Annotated in this window: 13 protein-coding genes; 7 read left to right on the top strand and 6 right to left on the bottom strand. The window is 69.7% G+C overall.

Going from position 1 to position 13,625, the window contains the following annotated elements; all coding sequences use genetic code 11:
* Positions 1 to 38: 38 nt before the first annotated feature.
* Positions 39 to 2,204 carry a TonB-dependent receptor gene (locus ASD77_RS10815; protein WP_055941414.1) on the bottom strand — a complete coding sequence of 722 codons (2,166 nt, stop codon included), beginning with the start codon at positions 2,202 to 2,204 and terminating at the stop codon, positions 39 to 41.
* 92 nt (positions 2,205 to 2,296) lie between these two features.
* Between ASD77_RS10815 and ASD77_RS10820 the strand changes: the two genes are divergently transcribed.
* Complete coding sequence (locus ASD77_RS10820; RefSeq protein ID WP_055941416.1) at positions 2,297 to 2,704, top strand: MerC domain-containing protein; 408 nt, start codon at positions 2,297 to 2,299, stop codon at positions 2,702 to 2,704.
* Between the two features lie 133 nt (positions 2,705 to 2,837).
* The gene (locus ASD77_RS10825; protein ID WP_055941418.1) at positions 2,838 to 3,014 is read left to right on the top strand and encodes a 30S ribosomal protein THX; all 177 of its coding nucleotides are present in this window, start codon (positions 2,838 to 2,840) and stop codon (positions 3,012 to 3,014) included.
* 66 nt (positions 3,015 to 3,080) lie between these two features.
* On the opposite strand, the gene hutI is transcribed toward ASD77_RS10825, so the two are convergent.
* On the bottom strand, positions 3,081 to 4,307 hold the full coding sequence (hutI, locus tag ASD77_RS10830; protein ID WP_055943305.1) for an imidazolonepropionase: 1,227 nt from the start codon (positions 4,305 to 4,307) through the stop codon (positions 3,081 to 3,083).
* A gap of 4 nt (positions 4,308 to 4,311) precedes the next feature.
* Positions 4,312 to 4,548 (bottom strand): hypothetical protein, encoded by a 237-nt coding sequence (locus ASD77_RS10835; protein ID WP_055941421.1) that lies wholly within the window; start codon positions 4,546 to 4,548, stop codon positions 4,312 to 4,314.
* A gap of 66 nt (positions 4,549 to 4,614) precedes the next feature.
* Between ASD77_RS10835 and ASD77_RS10840 the strand changes: the two genes are divergently transcribed.
* The 4 genes from ASD77_RS10840 to ASD77_RS10855 all read left to right on the top strand — a co-directional run bounded on the left by ASD77_RS10840 (position 4,615) and on the right by ASD77_RS10855 (position 9,628).
* On the top strand, positions 4,615 to 5,871 hold the full coding sequence (locus ASD77_RS10840; RefSeq protein WP_055941422.1) for a formimidoylglutamate deiminase: 1,257 nt from the start codon (positions 4,615 to 4,617) through the stop codon (positions 5,869 to 5,871).
* A gap of 147 nt (positions 5,872 to 6,018) precedes the next feature.
* Positions 6,019 to 7,650, top strand: a complete 1,632-nt coding sequence (locus tag ASD77_RS10845) for a serine hydrolase (RefSeq protein WP_055941424.1) — start codon at positions 6,019 to 6,021, stop codon at positions 7,648 to 7,650.
* Between the two features lie 2 nt (positions 7,651 to 7,652).
* Entirely contained in the window at positions 7,653 to 8,870 is a 1,218-nt protein-coding gene (locus ASD77_RS10850) for a histidine kinase (RefSeq protein WP_055941426.1), read from the top strand.
* The gene (locus ASD77_RS10855) at positions 8,867 to 9,628 is read left to right on the top strand and encodes a LytTR family DNA-binding domain-containing protein (protein ID WP_055941428.1); all 762 of its coding nucleotides are present in this window, start codon (positions 8,867 to 8,869) and stop codon (positions 9,626 to 9,628) included. The genes ASD77_RS10850 and ASD77_RS10855 overlap by 4 nt, the downstream gene beginning before the upstream one ends.
* A gap of 5 nt (positions 9,629 to 9,633) precedes the next feature.
* Here the strand turns inward: ASD77_RS10855 and ASD77_RS10860 are convergent, their stop codons facing one another.
* From ASD77_RS10860 to ASD77_RS10870, 3 genes are all read right to left on the bottom strand, one after another.
* On the bottom strand, positions 9,634 to 10,131 hold the full coding sequence (locus ASD77_RS10860) for a methylated-DNA--[protein]-cysteine S-methyltransferase (RefSeq protein WP_055941430.1): 498 nt from the start codon (positions 10,129 to 10,131) through the stop codon (positions 9,634 to 9,636).
* A gap of 99 nt (positions 10,132 to 10,230) precedes the next feature.
* The gene (locus ASD77_RS10865) at positions 10,231 to 11,733 is read right to left on the bottom strand and encodes a DNA-3-methyladenine glycosylase 2 (RefSeq protein ID WP_055941432.1); all 1,503 of its coding nucleotides are present in this window, start codon (positions 11,731 to 11,733) and stop codon (positions 10,231 to 10,233) included.
* Positions 11,734 to 11,782: 49 nt separating this feature from the next.
* Positions 11,783 to 13,042 (bottom strand): ectonucleotide pyrophosphatase/phosphodiesterase, encoded by a 1,260-nt coding sequence (locus ASD77_RS10870; protein WP_055941434.1) that lies wholly within the window; start codon positions 13,040 to 13,042, stop codon positions 11,783 to 11,785.
* A 56-nt stretch (positions 13,043 to 13,098) separates the two neighbouring features.
* Here ASD77_RS10870 and ASD77_RS10875 point away from each other — a divergent pair, with 56 nt between their 5' ends.
* The gene (locus tag ASD77_RS10875) at positions 13,099 to 13,620 is read left to right on the top strand and encodes a nuclear transport factor 2 family protein (protein WP_055941436.1); all 522 of its coding nucleotides are present in this window, start codon (positions 13,099 to 13,101) and stop codon (positions 13,618 to 13,620) included.
* Positions 13,621 to 13,625: the final 5 nt, after the last annotated feature.

Below are 13,625 nucleotides of genomic sequence, written 5' to 3' on the forward strand. Positions count from 1 at the left end.
GCCGGCCAGCCGCCCGGGGGAGGAACGTCAGTGCCGGATCAGAAGTAGGCGCGGATGCCGAACGCCACGCCCCGTCCGGGCAGCGGCGCGTAGTCGCGCAGCAGCGAGGTGTGCGGGCGCGCTTCCTCGTCGGTCAGGTTGCTGCCGTCCAGGAACACCTCCCAGCTCGACGCCGGACGATCCCAGCGATAGGCCAGGTGCGCATCGACCAGCGTGTAGCCGTCGCTCGACTCCTCGTTCTGCGCCACGTCGTCCTGCTTGCTGTAGCGCACCGCGCCCAGCGAGGCGCGCCAGCCGCCCAGCGACCAGCCCAAGTCCGCGCCCACGCGCATCGGCGAGATGCGCGGCAGGTAGCCGCCCTGCGCGATCTCCACTTCGTAGCCGTGGGTGTGGTCGCCGTGCGGTACCTCGAACGCGACCGTCCGCATGCCGTCGCCATCGAGCTCCGCGCGCACGTAGTCGCCATACACGCGCAGGTCCCATGCGCCGGCGGCGGTGTCGGCAAGCTGGATCTTCGCTTCGGCCTCGGCGCCGGTGAAGGTGGCGTCGTCCTGCGTCCAAAGGCGCACCGGATAACCCTCTTCTTCCACGCCGGTATCGGTGAGGTAGATGAAGTCCTTGAACTTGGTCTGGTACACGGCAAGCTTCAGGTCCACGCGGTCGGTATGCCAGTGCGCGCCGATCTCCGCACGCACGCCCTTCTCGGTGTCGAGCGTGGTGTCGCCGATCTCGATGGATTGGGTCGCCACGTGCGTGCCGCCGGCGAACAGTTCCTCGTTGGTCGGCGCGCGCTCGGAGCGGTCCAGGCCGAAACGCAGGTCGAAGCCGTCGCTCAGGCGCCAGATGGCCGCCGCCGACAGGTTGATCGCATCGAAATCGGTGGACGCGCGATCCTCGGGCTTCAGCTTGACCTGGTCATAGCGCCCGCCCAGCTCCAGCTTCCACGGGCCGAAGTCCTTCTGCTGCAGCACGAACAGGCCCTGCGTGTCGGTGACGGTGGAGGGCACGAAGGCTTCTTCGCCGACGGCGGTGAAGTCGGTGCTGCCGAACTGCAGGCCGAACGCGCCGCGCCAGCCGTTCCAGGTCTTCTGCACCGCTTCCAGGCGTGCGTCGTAGCCCTCGTTGGTGAAGCGCGTGCCGACCTCGTCGCCTTCCAGTTCGAGGTGCTCGTAATCGTTCCAGGCGGCGCGCAGATTGATGCTTTCCAGGAAGGAGACCGGGTTGTACACGCCCGCCTTCATGTCCAGGCGGTTCTGCACCATGTCGATGCGCACGGGACCTTCCTCGTGCGCTTCGTGGTCGTGGTCTTCTTCGCCGTCGTGGTCGTGATCGTGGTCTTCCTCGCCATGCTCATGCGCGCCGGCGGGAATGCCGTAGTTGCTGCGGTAGGTGCTGGCGGCCAGGCCGAAGTAACCGCGGTCGCCGAGATACGTCGCGCCAACGGCGCCGGCACGCGTCTTCACCGAACTGTTGGGCAGGGTGCCCTCGGGCTGCGGTTCCTCCTCGTGTTCTTCGCCTTCCTCGTGGTCGTGCAGGATGGCGACGCCGGGGATGTCGTAGTCGTCGGTGTCGCGCACCAGGCCGTCGACATGCAGCACCCAGTTCCCGTTCACGCCATCGAGGCGGAACATGCCGGTGCGCTCGTCGTTGACCGTGTTGCCGCGCACTTCCGCGCGCCCGCTCAGCGGCTGGTCGGGAATGGACTCGGCCAGACGCCCGTCCACCACGTTGACCGCGCCGCCGATGGCGCCGCTGCCGAACAGCAGCGTCGCCGGGCCCTTCAGCACTTCGATCTGGTCGGCGAGGAAGGGTTCGATGCTGACCGCATGGTCGGCGCTGACGGTGGAGGCGTCCATCGAACCAAGGCCGCCGGAGAGCACCTGCACGCGCGGGCCTTCCTGGCCACGGATGATCGGGCGGCCCACGCCGGTCCCGAAGTAGGTGGTCTGCACGCCTGGCAGCTTGGCGACGGTCTCGCCCAGGGTGCCGGCCTTGGCCTTGTCCAGGTCTTCGCCGTACAGCACGTCCACCGGGGTCGCCACGGATTCGGCGTTGCCCTTCAAGGGCGAGGCGGTGACCACGACGGCGTCGAGGTCCTTGGCTTTCACTTCGCCGTCGGTCTGGGCGAAGGCGGCAGGCGAGGCGAGCGCCAGGGCGAGTGCGGTGGCGAGCAGGCGGGGGGCGGGGCGACGGGGGGATGGCATGGGGCTGCGGTCACTCATGGGGAGATAACGAATGATGTTATATTATACCAACAGTGACAATATAACCCTCCCGGAAGTCATACTTGGCCCCCATGAAGCGCTCCTTCCGCCATTTCCTCGATCGTCTCGGCGCCGTCGGCTCCCTGGTCTGCGCCGTGCACTGCGCGATCGTGCCGCTGTTGCTGGCGCTCGCGCCTTCGCTGGGTCTGTCGCTCTGGTTGGGCGAGAGCCTGGAGGAAGTCTTCGTGGTGTTCGTGACCATCCTCGGCGCCTTCAGTCTGGTCTGGGGATACCGCCGGCACCGCGTGTTCCGCGCGCTGGGCATGCTGCTGGTCGGGCTGGCGGCGTTGTGGGTGGGCGTGCTGTACCCGCCGTTGCACACATCGGTCGTACCCCACGCCATCGTGATGTCGGTCGGCGGCATGCTGGTGGGCCTGGCCCATCTGCTGAACCTGCGCCTGAACCACTGGCACGTCCACGACGCCAGCTGCGCCCACTGAACCGGCGCGGCAGGAGCCGGCAAGGCCCCGCTGTGATAGGCTTTGCGGCCTCGCGAGCAGCCCCCGGTACCCGGAGGTCACCGCGCAACCGCCCCGATCCGGGCGGATTATTCATTGAATCAGGAGAACAACGATGGGCAAGGGTGATCGCAAGACGGCCAAGGGCAAGCGCTATTCGTCCAGCTACGGCAATGCGCGCAAGAGCACGGTCGCCAAGGCTGCCGTGGCCGCTACCGCCACCGCCAAGAAGGCCGTGGTGAAGGCGCCGGTCAAGAAGGCCGTGGCCAAGAAGGCCGTCGCCAAGGCGTAAGACAGCCGCGCCGGCCGGTCCGGCAGCGAATACGAAGCCCCGGCTCTGGCCGGGGTTTTCGTTTTTCTAGGCCGTTGTGACCGCGCGCCCGCCCACGTGCACGGCCGACACCAAATCTCCGCCCAGCCAGTACGCCAGCTGGGCGGGCTGGGCGATCCGCCAACGCACGAAGTCCGCGCGCTGTCCCGCGACCAGGCGCCCGCGATCGGCAAAGCCGAGCGCCTGCGCCGCGTGCACGGTGGCGCCGCGCAGCGCTTCCTCCGGGGTCAGGCGGAAATGCGTGCAGGCCAGCGACATCGCCAGCCGCAGCGACTGCAACGGCGAGGTGCCGGGATTGCAGTCGGTGGCCACCGCCATCGGCACGCCGTGCGCGCGGAACGCGTTCAGCGGCGGCAGCGTCGTTTCGCGCAGCACATGGAATGCGCCCGGCAGCAGCACCGCCACGCTTCCGGCCTGCTTCATGGCGGCCACCCCGGTGTCCGAGGTGTACTCGACATGGTCGGCGGACAGGCCGCCGAAGCCGGCCACCAGCGCAGCGCCGCCGCCATCGCTCAGCTGGTCCGCGTGCAGCTTCACCGGCAACGCGAGCGAGCCGGCGGTCTCGAACACGCGCCGTGTCTGCGTAGCCGTGAAGCCGATGCGCTCGCAGAACGCGTCCACCGCGTCCACCAGGCCTTCCGCGTGCAGGATCGGCAGCCAGTCGCAGACGGCGGAAATGTAGTCGTCCGCGCGGCCGGCATACTCCGGCGGTAATGCGTGTGCACCGAGGAACGTCGTGCGCACCGTGATGCCGAGGACGTCCCCGATCCTGCGCGCCACGCGCAGCATCTTGCGTTCGTTGTCCAGGTTCAGGCCGTAGCCGGACTTGATTTCCAGCGTAGTTACGCCGTCATCGCGCAGCGCGCGCGCGCGCGGCAGCGATTGCGCGAGCAGGTCGTCCTCGCTGGCGGCACGGGTGGCGCGCACCGTCGACACGATGCCGCCGCCGGACCGTGCGATGTCTTCGTAACTGGCGCCCTGCAGGCGCTGTTCGAACTCACCGGCACGGTCGCCGCCGAACACTACATGCGTATGGCAGTCGATCAGGCCCGGCGTGACCCATTCGCCCTGGGCGTCGACGACCTCGCTCGCCAGTGTTTCGGGCGGCGCCGGCAACGCATCGCGCGGACCGGCGAAGACCAGTACGCCGTCGCGCCAGCCGAGTGCGCCATCCTCGATGGCGCCATAGCCTGCATCGCCCGTCAGGGTGGCCAGGCGTGCATTCACCAGCACGCCGTCCCAGCCGCGGTCCATCGGGTCAGTCGCCACCGCCGCCACCGCCGCCACCGCCTCCATCCCCGCAACCGCCGCTGTCCACACTGCAGCCCGCATCGCCGTGATGGCCGGCGCCTCCTTCGCCGCCGCCCGTTCCACCGTCCGCCGAGCGCGTCTTCTTCCCCTGCGCCCGCACGGCGATGGCCACGACCGCCAACGAAACGGCGACAGCGAGCAGCGCAATCGCGATCGCGATGAAGGGCGTGCTGGAGATTTCCATGGGCGTGTCTTGGCGAGGGCGACGCGGTAGCCTAACGCACCCCTGTCGCCGGCCGTAAGCATCGCCATGTCGAATCCCGATTCCACCGCAGGCCTGGCCACCGCTGTCGACGGCGGCTGGTCCGTACCGGGCGTCGCCAACCTGCATTCGCACGCCTTCCAGCGCGCCATGGCCGGCCTGGCGGAACGGCAGACGCATCCGGAAGACAGCTTCTGGACCTGGCGCGAAATCATGTACCGCTTCGCCGCGCGCATGGATCCGGACAGCACCTACGCCGTGGCGACGCAGCTTTACGCCGAGATGCTGGAGGCCGGTTACACCACGGTCTGCGAATTCCATTACGTCCACCATCAGCCGGACGGCACGCCATACGCCGATCCGGCCGCCATGTCGAAGGCGTTGATCGCGGCCGCGCGCGACACCGGCATCCGCATGACGCTGTTGCCGGTGCTGTACATGACCGGCGGATTTGACGGGCGCGAACTGTCGGCGCGCCAGCAGCGCTTCGGCCACGGCGTCGAGGATTTCCTCCGTCTGTTCGAGGGCCTGCGTGCGTTGCAGGACGAATCGCTGCGCGTCGGCTGCGCGTTCCACAGCCTGCGCGCCGTGCCGGAAGCGGCGATGCGCGAGGTACTGGCGGCGCTGCCGTCCGATGCGCCTGTCCATATCCATATCGCCGAGCAGGTGGGCGAAGTGCAGGACTGCCTGGCGGTGCGCGACGCGCGGCCGGTCGAGTGGTTGCTGCGGGAATTCGCCGTCGACGCGCGCTGGACACTGGTGCACGCCACCCACCTGACGCGGGAAGAGACGCATGGCATCGCGTCCCGCGGTGCGACCGTGGCGATCTGCCCGACCACCGAAGCCAACCTCGGCGACGGTCTTTTCCCGTTGCGCGACCACCTGCAGGCCGGCGGGCGCTGGGGCATCGGGTCGGATTCGCACGTTTCGGTGTCGCCGGTGGAGGAACTGCGCTGGCTGGAATACGGGCAGCGCCTGGTCACGCGCCACCGCAACATCGCGGTGGCGGCGTCCTCGCCCAGCGTGGGCGACACGCTGCTGCGCGGCGTGCAGGACAGCGCAGCGGACGCCACCGGTTTCCGGCATGCGGCGGACGACAGCGTGCTGCTGGATGCGGATGCGCCTGCCCTGGCCGGGGCGATGCCGGAGGACCTGGTGGACCGCTGGCTGTTCGCCGGCAACCGGCCACTGGTCAAGCAGGTGCGCGTGGCGGGTCGCGAGGTCGTCGTCGACGGACGGCATGTACAGCGCGAGGCCATCGCGCGCCGCTATGGCGACACGCTCCGGCGCCTGCTGCGCGACTGAGATCGGGCCGGGATGATGCCGCCGCCGCAGGACGGATCATCGGCCGGATCGGGGGTTCCATCGCGGCCCGGGCGGGCTCCATCCGATGCCCGCCCGGTGCCTGGCGAAGCGGGGCAGCCTGCTCGCCATCCCACCCGGAGCACCCTCATGCCCTACGCACACACGCTTGCCTTGGCGCTGGCGATCGCCAGCAGTTCCGCCCATGCGATGAGCGACGCCGCGCTCGCCGACATCGTCGGCCAGCGCCTGCACGGCGACCGCACAGGCGCCTGCATGGCCGTGGCCGTGGTCGAGAACGGCGCGGTCGCCCGCACCTTCCAGTGCGCGGACGCGAGCGACGCCGCACGCATCGGCCCCGACAGTGCGTTCGAGATCGGCTCGGTCAGCAAGACCATGACCGCCGCGTTGCTGGCAGACCTGATCGTGCAGGGCAAGGGCTCGCTCGACGATCCCCTGTCGGCCTGGTTGCCGCCGGGCACGACGCTGCCGGACTACCAGGGCAAGCCGATCCTGTTGCGCCACGTGGTCACGCACACCTCCGGCCTGCCTGCGTTGCCCTCGCGCATGGGCGCGGCGGACATGACCGATCCCTACGCGAAGCTCGACGAGGCCGCACTGCTCGCCTCACTCGGGGACGTCACGCTCACCGCCGCACCGGGCACGACGTTCGAGTACTCCAACTTCGCCTCGATGGTTCTGTCGTATGCGGTCGCGCGCCGCGCCGCCACCGGCATGGAGACGCTGCTGAAGCAGCGCCTGTTCGCACCGCTCGGCATGCGCCATGCCTATGTCGATGACGCACCGGCAGGCGTGCGCGCCGCGGTGGGACACACCCCGAACAGGCAGCCGGCATCCGCCTGGCATTTCCAGGCCAACCTTGCGGGCGTGGGCGGCGTGCGCGCTACGCTCGACGATATGGTGCGCTACGTACAGGGCCAGCTCGGCGCGGAGAAGACCACCATTTCACCGGCCTTGCAGGCGTCGCAGCAGAAGATCTCCGACGCACCGCCGATGGCGATGAACTGGATGCTGATGCCGGTGGGCGATCGCACGGTGCACGTCCACGAAGGCGGCACGGGTGGCTTCTCGTCGTTCGTGTCGTTCGACAAGGAGAAGCGGCGTGGTGTGGTGATCCTGTCCGATACCACGTGGAATTCGATCGGCAGTCTCGGTTCGCTGGGCCTGCATCTGGTCGATGCCAGTTTTCCGCTTGGCCAGCCACGCCGCGAGACCACGCCGCAGGCTGGATTGCTCGATGACCTGGTGGGCGAGTACCGGCTCGCCAGCGGAATGAAAATGACGCTGCGCCGCCACGGCGATGCGCTGGAGATCCAGGCGACCGGGCAGGGTGCGCATGCGATGGGCCACGACAGCGCCGGCGATTTCTATCCGCGCGACTTCGATGCCGTGCTGCGGCCGCAGCGCAATGCGGCCGGCACATCCTTCGTGTGGATGCAGATGGGCGCGGCGTTGCCGGCCACCCGCATCGATGCCGCCGCCAGCAAGCCTGTGCTGGAGGTCGATGCCGCGACCTTGCGCGACTATGAGGGCGAATATCCGTTGCTGCCGGGCTTCGGCCTGACGGTGAAGGTGCAGGGCGATGCGCTCACGCTGCAGGGTACGGGGCAGCCGGCGCTACCGGTGCAGGCGGTGGCGCCTGACGTGTTCGTCATGGACGCAGTGGGCGCGGAGATCCGTTTCGAGCGCGACACCGCCGGCAAGGTGACCGCGCTGACGCTGGTGCAGGGCGGACAGACGTTGCGGGGCGAGCGCAAGTGACGATGCCCCCGGACTACCGGCTGACGCAGCCCTTGCCCGCCGACGTGCTGGTGGGCGGCACCTCGGTGCTGAGCCGCTATCGCCGCTACCCGGTGTTCGGCCGGCGCTGGTTGATGGGGCGCAGCCTATTGTTCTGCACCATCATCGCCGTGGTCGCCGGCTTCATCGGTACGGGCACCGGCATCGCCGTGCACGACGCCGGCGTCGCAGTGAAAGTCGCGGCCACGCAGTTCGTCGCCTTCAGCCTGATGGCCACCCTGGGGCCGGCGCTGGCCACGGCCGTGCGCCATCGCGGCTGGCCCGTGTCGCGCGAACGCAAGGCGGTGGTGGTGGCCGTGCTGGCGGGCATGATTCTGAGCTTCTTCATCGACCGGATGGCATCGGCCTACATCCAGCAACTGGTGGCGCCGGGCCTGGCCACGATGGGGCTGAAGCCCACGATGCCCACGCCCGCTCCGTTGATTCAGGCGATCGGCCTGGCGCTGAATCTCGCGGGGCTGGTGGTCGTCTATGGCCTGTTCGGTGGCGGCCTGGCGCTGCGCGCCTATTTCAGCGAACGCCAGCGCTGGGACCATCACCAGCACGTGCTGGCGCTCGGCGCACTGGAAAGCCGTGTCCACGAAGCCGACCTCCGCCTGGGCGTGCTGCAGGCGCAGGTGGAGCCACACTTCCTGTTCAACACGCTGGCATCGGTGCGGGCGCTGGTGCGGCAGGACCCGGCGCAGGCGGAAGCCACGCTGGACGCGCTGGTCGATTTCCTGCGCGCCACCATTCCCAAACTCCGCGATGACCGCGGTCTGCATGCCACGCTGGGCCAGCAGATGGACATCTGCGCGAGCTACCTGGCGTTGATGCAGGTACGGATGGGCGGACGGCTGGCGTACACGGTGCAGGCCGACGATGCAGTGCGGGCATTGTCCTTCCCGCCGTCGCTGCTGATCACGCTGGTGGAGAACGCCATCAAGCACGGCATCGAGCCGCGGCCCGGCCCCGGGCGCATCGACGTGGTGGCCACGCAGGACGACGAGCGCTTGCGTGTGCGCGTCAGCGACGACGGCGCCGGCCTGCACCCGGGCCTGAGTACCGGTGTCGGCCTGGCGAACGTCCGCGAACAGCTGGCGGCGCGTTATGGAACACAGGCGACGTTCTCGCTGTCGGCACGCGCCGAGGGTCGTGGCGTTTGCGCCGAGATCCAGGTGCCGCTAGGGTCGCCGGCATGAATCCGGTCACCGCGCTGATCGCCGAAGACGAAGCCCCGCAGCGGCGCGCGCTGCAACAGCAGTTGCGCGCCGCCTGGCCGGCGCTGGACGTGGTGGCGGTCTGCGAGGACGGCGTGTCCGCGCTGGAGGCCGTCGCCCGGCATCGGCCGCGGGTGGCCTTCCTCGACATCCGCATGCCCGGCGTCAGCGGGCTGGACGTGGCACGCCAGGTGGTCGCGCATGGCGGCCTGGTCGTGTTCACCACCGCCTACGAGGACTACGCGATCCGCGCCTTCGAGGAAGGTGCGGCCGACTACCTGCTCAAGCCGGTGCAGGATGCGCGGCTGGAACAGGCGGTGGCGCGCGTGCAGGCGCGGCTCGCCGATGCGCGCACGCCGGACCTGCGTGCCCTGGTCGACGATCTGGAAGCGCGCCTTCGGCCGCAGGGCGACCGCCTGATCCGCTGGATCACCGCCAGTGTCGGCGACAGTGTGCGCATGCTCTCCATCGACGATGTGCTGTTCTTCCAGGCCCAGGACAAGTACGTGCGCGTGGTGACCGCCGATGACGAAGCGATCATCCGCATGCCGTTGAAGGAATTGCTGGCCGGGCTGGATCCGGACGTGTTCTGGCAGGTGCACCGCGGCGTGCTGGTACGGGTGCGGGCGATCGACCGCGTGCGCAAGGACGAGCTCGGCCGCCACCAGCTCAGCGTCAAGGGCCGCAGCGACGTGCTGCCGGTCAGCGCTGCGTTCCAGCAGCGCTTCCGCGGCATGTAGCCGCGTCAACCGAACAGGTCGCGGGATGGCGGCAGCGCGCCTTCCAGCTGAAGCAGGAACTGCTTGGTCGGCAATCCGCCGCCGAAGCCGGTCAGCGAGCCATCCGCGCCGATCACCCGGTGGCAGGGCAGCACGATCGGCAGCGGATTGCGCCCGTTCGCCGCGCCGACCGCGCGCATCGCGGTGGGCTTGCCGACGCGTTGCGCCAGTTGTGCGTAGCTGATCGTGTCGCCGTAGCCGATATCGGCCAGCGTCATCCACACGGAACGCTGGAAATCGGTGCCGCGCGGTGCCAGTGGCAGGTCGAACGTGCGGCGCTGCGCCGCGAAGTATTCGCGCAACTGGTGCGCGGCGAGATCGATCAGCGCGTGGTCGCCCTCCCGCCACGCATCGCGCTTGGCGGGATGGCGGTTGCGCGGGAATTCGATCGCATGCAGGCCGGCGTCGGTCGCGGCGATCGTGAGCGTGCCGACCGGGCTGTCGAGGTGGCGGTAGAGGATCATGGGGTAAGGATAGGAGAAGGTGACCGGTGATTCGTGCGCGATGTGTCTTGTGGCAGCGACGTGAGTCGCGATGAAGCCTTACCGGTCGCCCATCGCGACTTACGTCGCTCCCACAACAGCCGCAGGCGGTTTGGCTGCCGCCATGCTGCCCTTCCACACATGGATCACGGCGTACGCGCGCCACGGGCGCCACGCTTGCGCGCGCGCGGTCAGCGCCTTCGCGGTCATGCGCACGCCATCGGTCGGCACGGCTTTCTGCAGCACCAGGTCGTCGGCGGGGAAGGCATCCGGATGCCCGAGCGCACGCAGGGCCATGTAGTGCGCGGTCCATGGGCCTATGCCGGGCAACGCGACCCAGCGTGCGGTGAAATCCTCCAGCGTGCGTTCGGGGTTGAAGTCGACGCGACCTTCGAGCAGCGCACGCGACAGGCCGCGGATCGTGTCGGCGCGCGCGCGGGTCAGGCCGATCGTGGTGAGGTCGACATCGATCAGCCGGTCCGGTGTCGGGAACAGATGGGTCAGTCCATCGAACGGAATCGCCAGCGGCGTTCCGTACCGCTGCGCCAGCCGCGCGGTCAGCGTGCGCGCGGCGGCCACGCTCACCTGCTGGCCGATCACCGCGCGCACCGCGATCTCGAAACCATCCCAGCCGCTCGGCAGCCGCAGCCCAGGGCGCGCGTCCAGCAAGGGACGCAGGCGTGCGTCGTGGCCCAGTGCCTGCGCGATGACATGCGGATCCGCATCCAGGTCGAACATGCGCCGCAGCCGTTGCACGATGCCCAGCAACTGCACGGGCGCCGCGCCCTGCAGCTCCAGCCGCAACGCATGCGTGCCGTCGCCCCACGCGCTGACGCGCAGCCAGCCCGGCGCCTCGGCAGTGCCGATCACGCGCCGGTAGCTGCGCTCGTCCACCACTTCCACGCCGGGCAGCGCTCGCCCGCGCAGGAAATCCAGCATCGCGGCAAGGTCGTACGGCGGCCGGTAACCCAGCCGCAGCGTCACGCCGTCGTGCGCGGGCGGCACGTCGCGCTTGCGCAGTTCGCGCGGCGCCATGCGGTACTCGTCGCGGAAGGCGGTGTTGAAGCGGGTCAGGCTGCCGAAGCCGGCGGCCAGCGCCACCTGCGTGATCGGCAGCGTGGTTTCGGTCAGCAACTGCTTGGCGAACAGCAACCGGCGCGTACCGTGCACGTCGTTCGGCGTGGCGCCCAGGCGTTCGCTGAAGAGCCGGCGCAGCTGCCGTTCGCCCAGGCCCACCTTGTCGGCCAGCGCCGCGAGTGGCGCATCGACCAGCGCGCCCTGTTCGATCAGCTTCAAGGCGCGGGCCACCGTGTCGTCGCCGCGCCGCCACGCGCCGTCGCCGGGCGCCAGTTCCGGCCGGCAGCGCAGGCAGGGACGGAAGCCCGCCGCTTCGGCCGCCGCGGCATGGCGGTAATAGACGATGTTGGCCGGTTTCGGCGCAGGGGCCGGGCAGACCGGCCGGCAATAGATACGTGTGCTGGTGACGGCGGTGAAGAACAGGCCGTCGAAGCGCGCGTCGCGACTCAGCCGCGCCTGTTCGCAGATGCGCGGATCGGGCAGGGCGGTGGCATCGGCGAGGGACATGCGCGCAGGCTAGCACCGGGCCCGCATGCCGACTCGCCGTTTCCGGACATCAATGCGCGGTGTCTGTCCGTGGCGTCAGCGCGGGCCTGAACGTGTCCAGCGTGCCGTCGTTCGGCGCGGCTGGGATGCGCAGCAGGTGGGCCAGCAGCGGGTAGACATCGACGTTGTCGAAGGCGGGCAGTCGCGCGCCCGCCACGAAATCCGGTCCCGAGGCCACGAAGAACGCGCGCATCTGCGGATCCTCCGGCGCGAAGCCGTGTTCGCCCTTCAGGGCCTGCTTCGGCAACGGATGGCGACGCAGCTGCAGGCGCCAGCCGGTGTCGGACTGGCAGACGATGGGCGCCACGCGCGGGCTGCGGCCGTAGTGCCAGGCGGCAGGCAGGGCATCACGGTTCCAGCAGGCGTAATGGTCATGGCGGCCGATCAGGCGCCGCGCAACCTCAGCTTCGTGCCCGCTGCGTGGCGTGATGTGGGCCACGGGGCCGAGCGACGACCACGAGAACATCGCTTCGGGCAGCACGTCGTCCAGATAGACGGTGTCGGACGTGCGCACATCGGCCATGCCGTGGTCGGACAGCACCACCAGGTTGGTCGTCGCCCGCATACCGCGCGCGTCCAGGCCTCGCAGCAAGGTCGCCAGGGCGGCATCGATCCCCCGCATGGCCTCCTCGGCCTGCGGCGAGAAGGTACCTGCGGCATGCGCGGCCACGTCGTACTGCTCCAGGTACAGGGTGATGAAGCGGGGCCGTTCCGCCGGCGGCAGGTCCAGCCAGGCCAGCACGTCGGCCACGCGTTGCGCAGGCGTCATGGCGCCATCGAACGGGCGCCAGTGGTCGGGACGCCGGCCGGCGATTTCCGCCTCGGAGCCCGGCCAGAACATGGTGGCCGTCTTCAGGCCCGCGCGCTGCGCGCCCACCCAGATCGGCTCGCCGCCCCAGAAGCGGCCGTCGCGGCCGGACGCCTTCTTCGACTCGAACCGGCCGAGCAGCGGATCGTGCAGGTCGTTGTGGACGATCCCGTGCCGGTCCGGGCGCAGCCCGGTCACCAGCGTGTAGTGGTTGGGGAAGGTGAGCGTGGGGTATGACGGGTTGACCCAGGCCGCGCGCGTGCCCTGCGCGAACAGCGCATCGAGCGTGGGCATGCGGCCGCTGCCCGGAATGTCGGCACGCAGGCCGTCGATCGAGACCAGCAGCAGGGTGGGTGCGGCGGTGGGGGCGGTGGCCGCATCGGGGCGCCGCGCGGGGGAACTGCAGGCGGCCAGGCACAGCAGCATCGCCAGCCAGGCCCCCCTGACGAGTGGCAGGTGCATGGGGTACGGAATCGCTCTAGAACGGCGACAGCTTGGCAGACTCCGGGACAATCCGCATGACAGCCTCCTTCCGACGTTCGTCTCTACTGCTCCTGGCGCTGTTCGCCGGAAGCCTGCAGGCCGCACCTGCGCAGACACCGCATCAGGCCGAATGCGCGGTCTGGCAGCGCGAACTGAGCTTCGCCCGCTCGGTCGCCGACCATGACGCGGCGGCCTTCGCCGAGCACCTGCATCCGCAGGCGGTCTTCGGCGTCAGCGGCAAGCCCACCCGGGGCCGCGAGGCGATCACCCGCGAATGGGCCGGCCTGATCGACGGCTCCGCCCTGGTGCTGCGCTGGTACCCGACCGTCGTGACGCTCGGGGGTGACGGCCGCACGGCGTATTCCAGCGGTCCCGCGCTGTACGAGGATCCCAAGACAGGGGCGGCGCGGCTCGGCCGCTTCGGCTCGGTCTGGCAGCGCGGTGACGACGGCGTCTGGCGCGTGCTGTTCGACGACGGCATCACGCCGCAGCCGGCCGACGCCGCCGCGGTGCAGCGCTTCCACGACGGGCATCGCGCCAGCTGTCCCGCCGCCTGAGTTCG

The sequence above is a fragment of the Pseudoxanthomonas sp. Root65 genome (assembly GCF_001427635.1).
GTDB lineage: Bacteria > Pseudomonadota > Gammaproteobacteria > Xanthomonadales > Xanthomonadaceae > Pseudoxanthomonas_A.

Excerpts from the sequence above, each read along its gene's own strand:
- ASD77_RS10815 (WP_055941414.1), bottom strand. The coding sequence starts at position 2,204 with ATGCCATCCCCCCGTCGCCCCGCCCCCCGCCTGCTCGCCACCGCACTC.
- ASD77_RS10820 (WP_055941416.1), top strand. The coding sequence starts at position 2,297 with ATGAAGCGCTCCTTCCGCCATTTCCTCGATCGTCTCGGCGCCGTCGGC.
- ASD77_RS10825 (WP_055941418.1), top strand. The coding sequence starts at position 2,838 with ATGGGCAAGGGTGATCGCAAGACGGCCAAGGGCAAGCGCTATTCGTCC.
- hutI (WP_055943305.1), bottom strand. The coding sequence starts at position 4,307 with ATGGACCGCGGCTGGGACGGCGTGCTGGTGAATGCACGCCTGGCCACC.
- ASD77_RS10835 (WP_055941421.1), bottom strand. The coding sequence starts at position 4,548 with ATGGAAATCTCCAGCACGCCCTTCATCGCGATCGCGATTGCGCTGCTC.
- ASD77_RS10840 (WP_055941422.1), top strand. The coding sequence starts at position 4,615 with ATGTCGAATCCCGATTCCACCGCAGGCCTGGCCACCGCTGTCGACGGC.
- ASD77_RS10845 (WP_055941424.1), top strand. The coding sequence starts at position 6,019 with ATGCCCTACGCACACACGCTTGCCTTGGCGCTGGCGATCGCCAGCAGT.
- ASD77_RS10850 (WP_055941426.1), top strand. The coding sequence starts at position 7,653 with ATGCCCCCGGACTACCGGCTGACGCAGCCCTTGCCCGCCGACGTGCTG.
- ASD77_RS10855 (WP_055941428.1), top strand. The coding sequence starts at position 8,867 with ATGAATCCGGTCACCGCGCTGATCGCCGAAGACGAAGCCCCGCAGCGG.
- ASD77_RS10860 (WP_055941430.1), bottom strand. The coding sequence starts at position 10,131 with ATGATCCTCTACCGCCACCTCGACAGCCCGGTCGGCACGCTCACGATC.
- ASD77_RS10865 (WP_055941432.1), bottom strand. The coding sequence starts at position 11,733 with ATGTCCCTCGCCGATGCCACCGCCCTGCCCGATCCGCGCATCTGCGAA.
- ASD77_RS10870 (WP_055941434.1), bottom strand. The coding sequence starts at position 13,042 with ATGCACCTGCCACTCGTCAGGGGGGCCTGGCTGGCGATGCTGCTGTGC.
- ASD77_RS10875 (WP_055941436.1), top strand. The coding sequence starts at position 13,099 with ATGACAGCCTCCTTCCGACGTTCGTCTCTACTGCTCCTGGCGCTGTTC.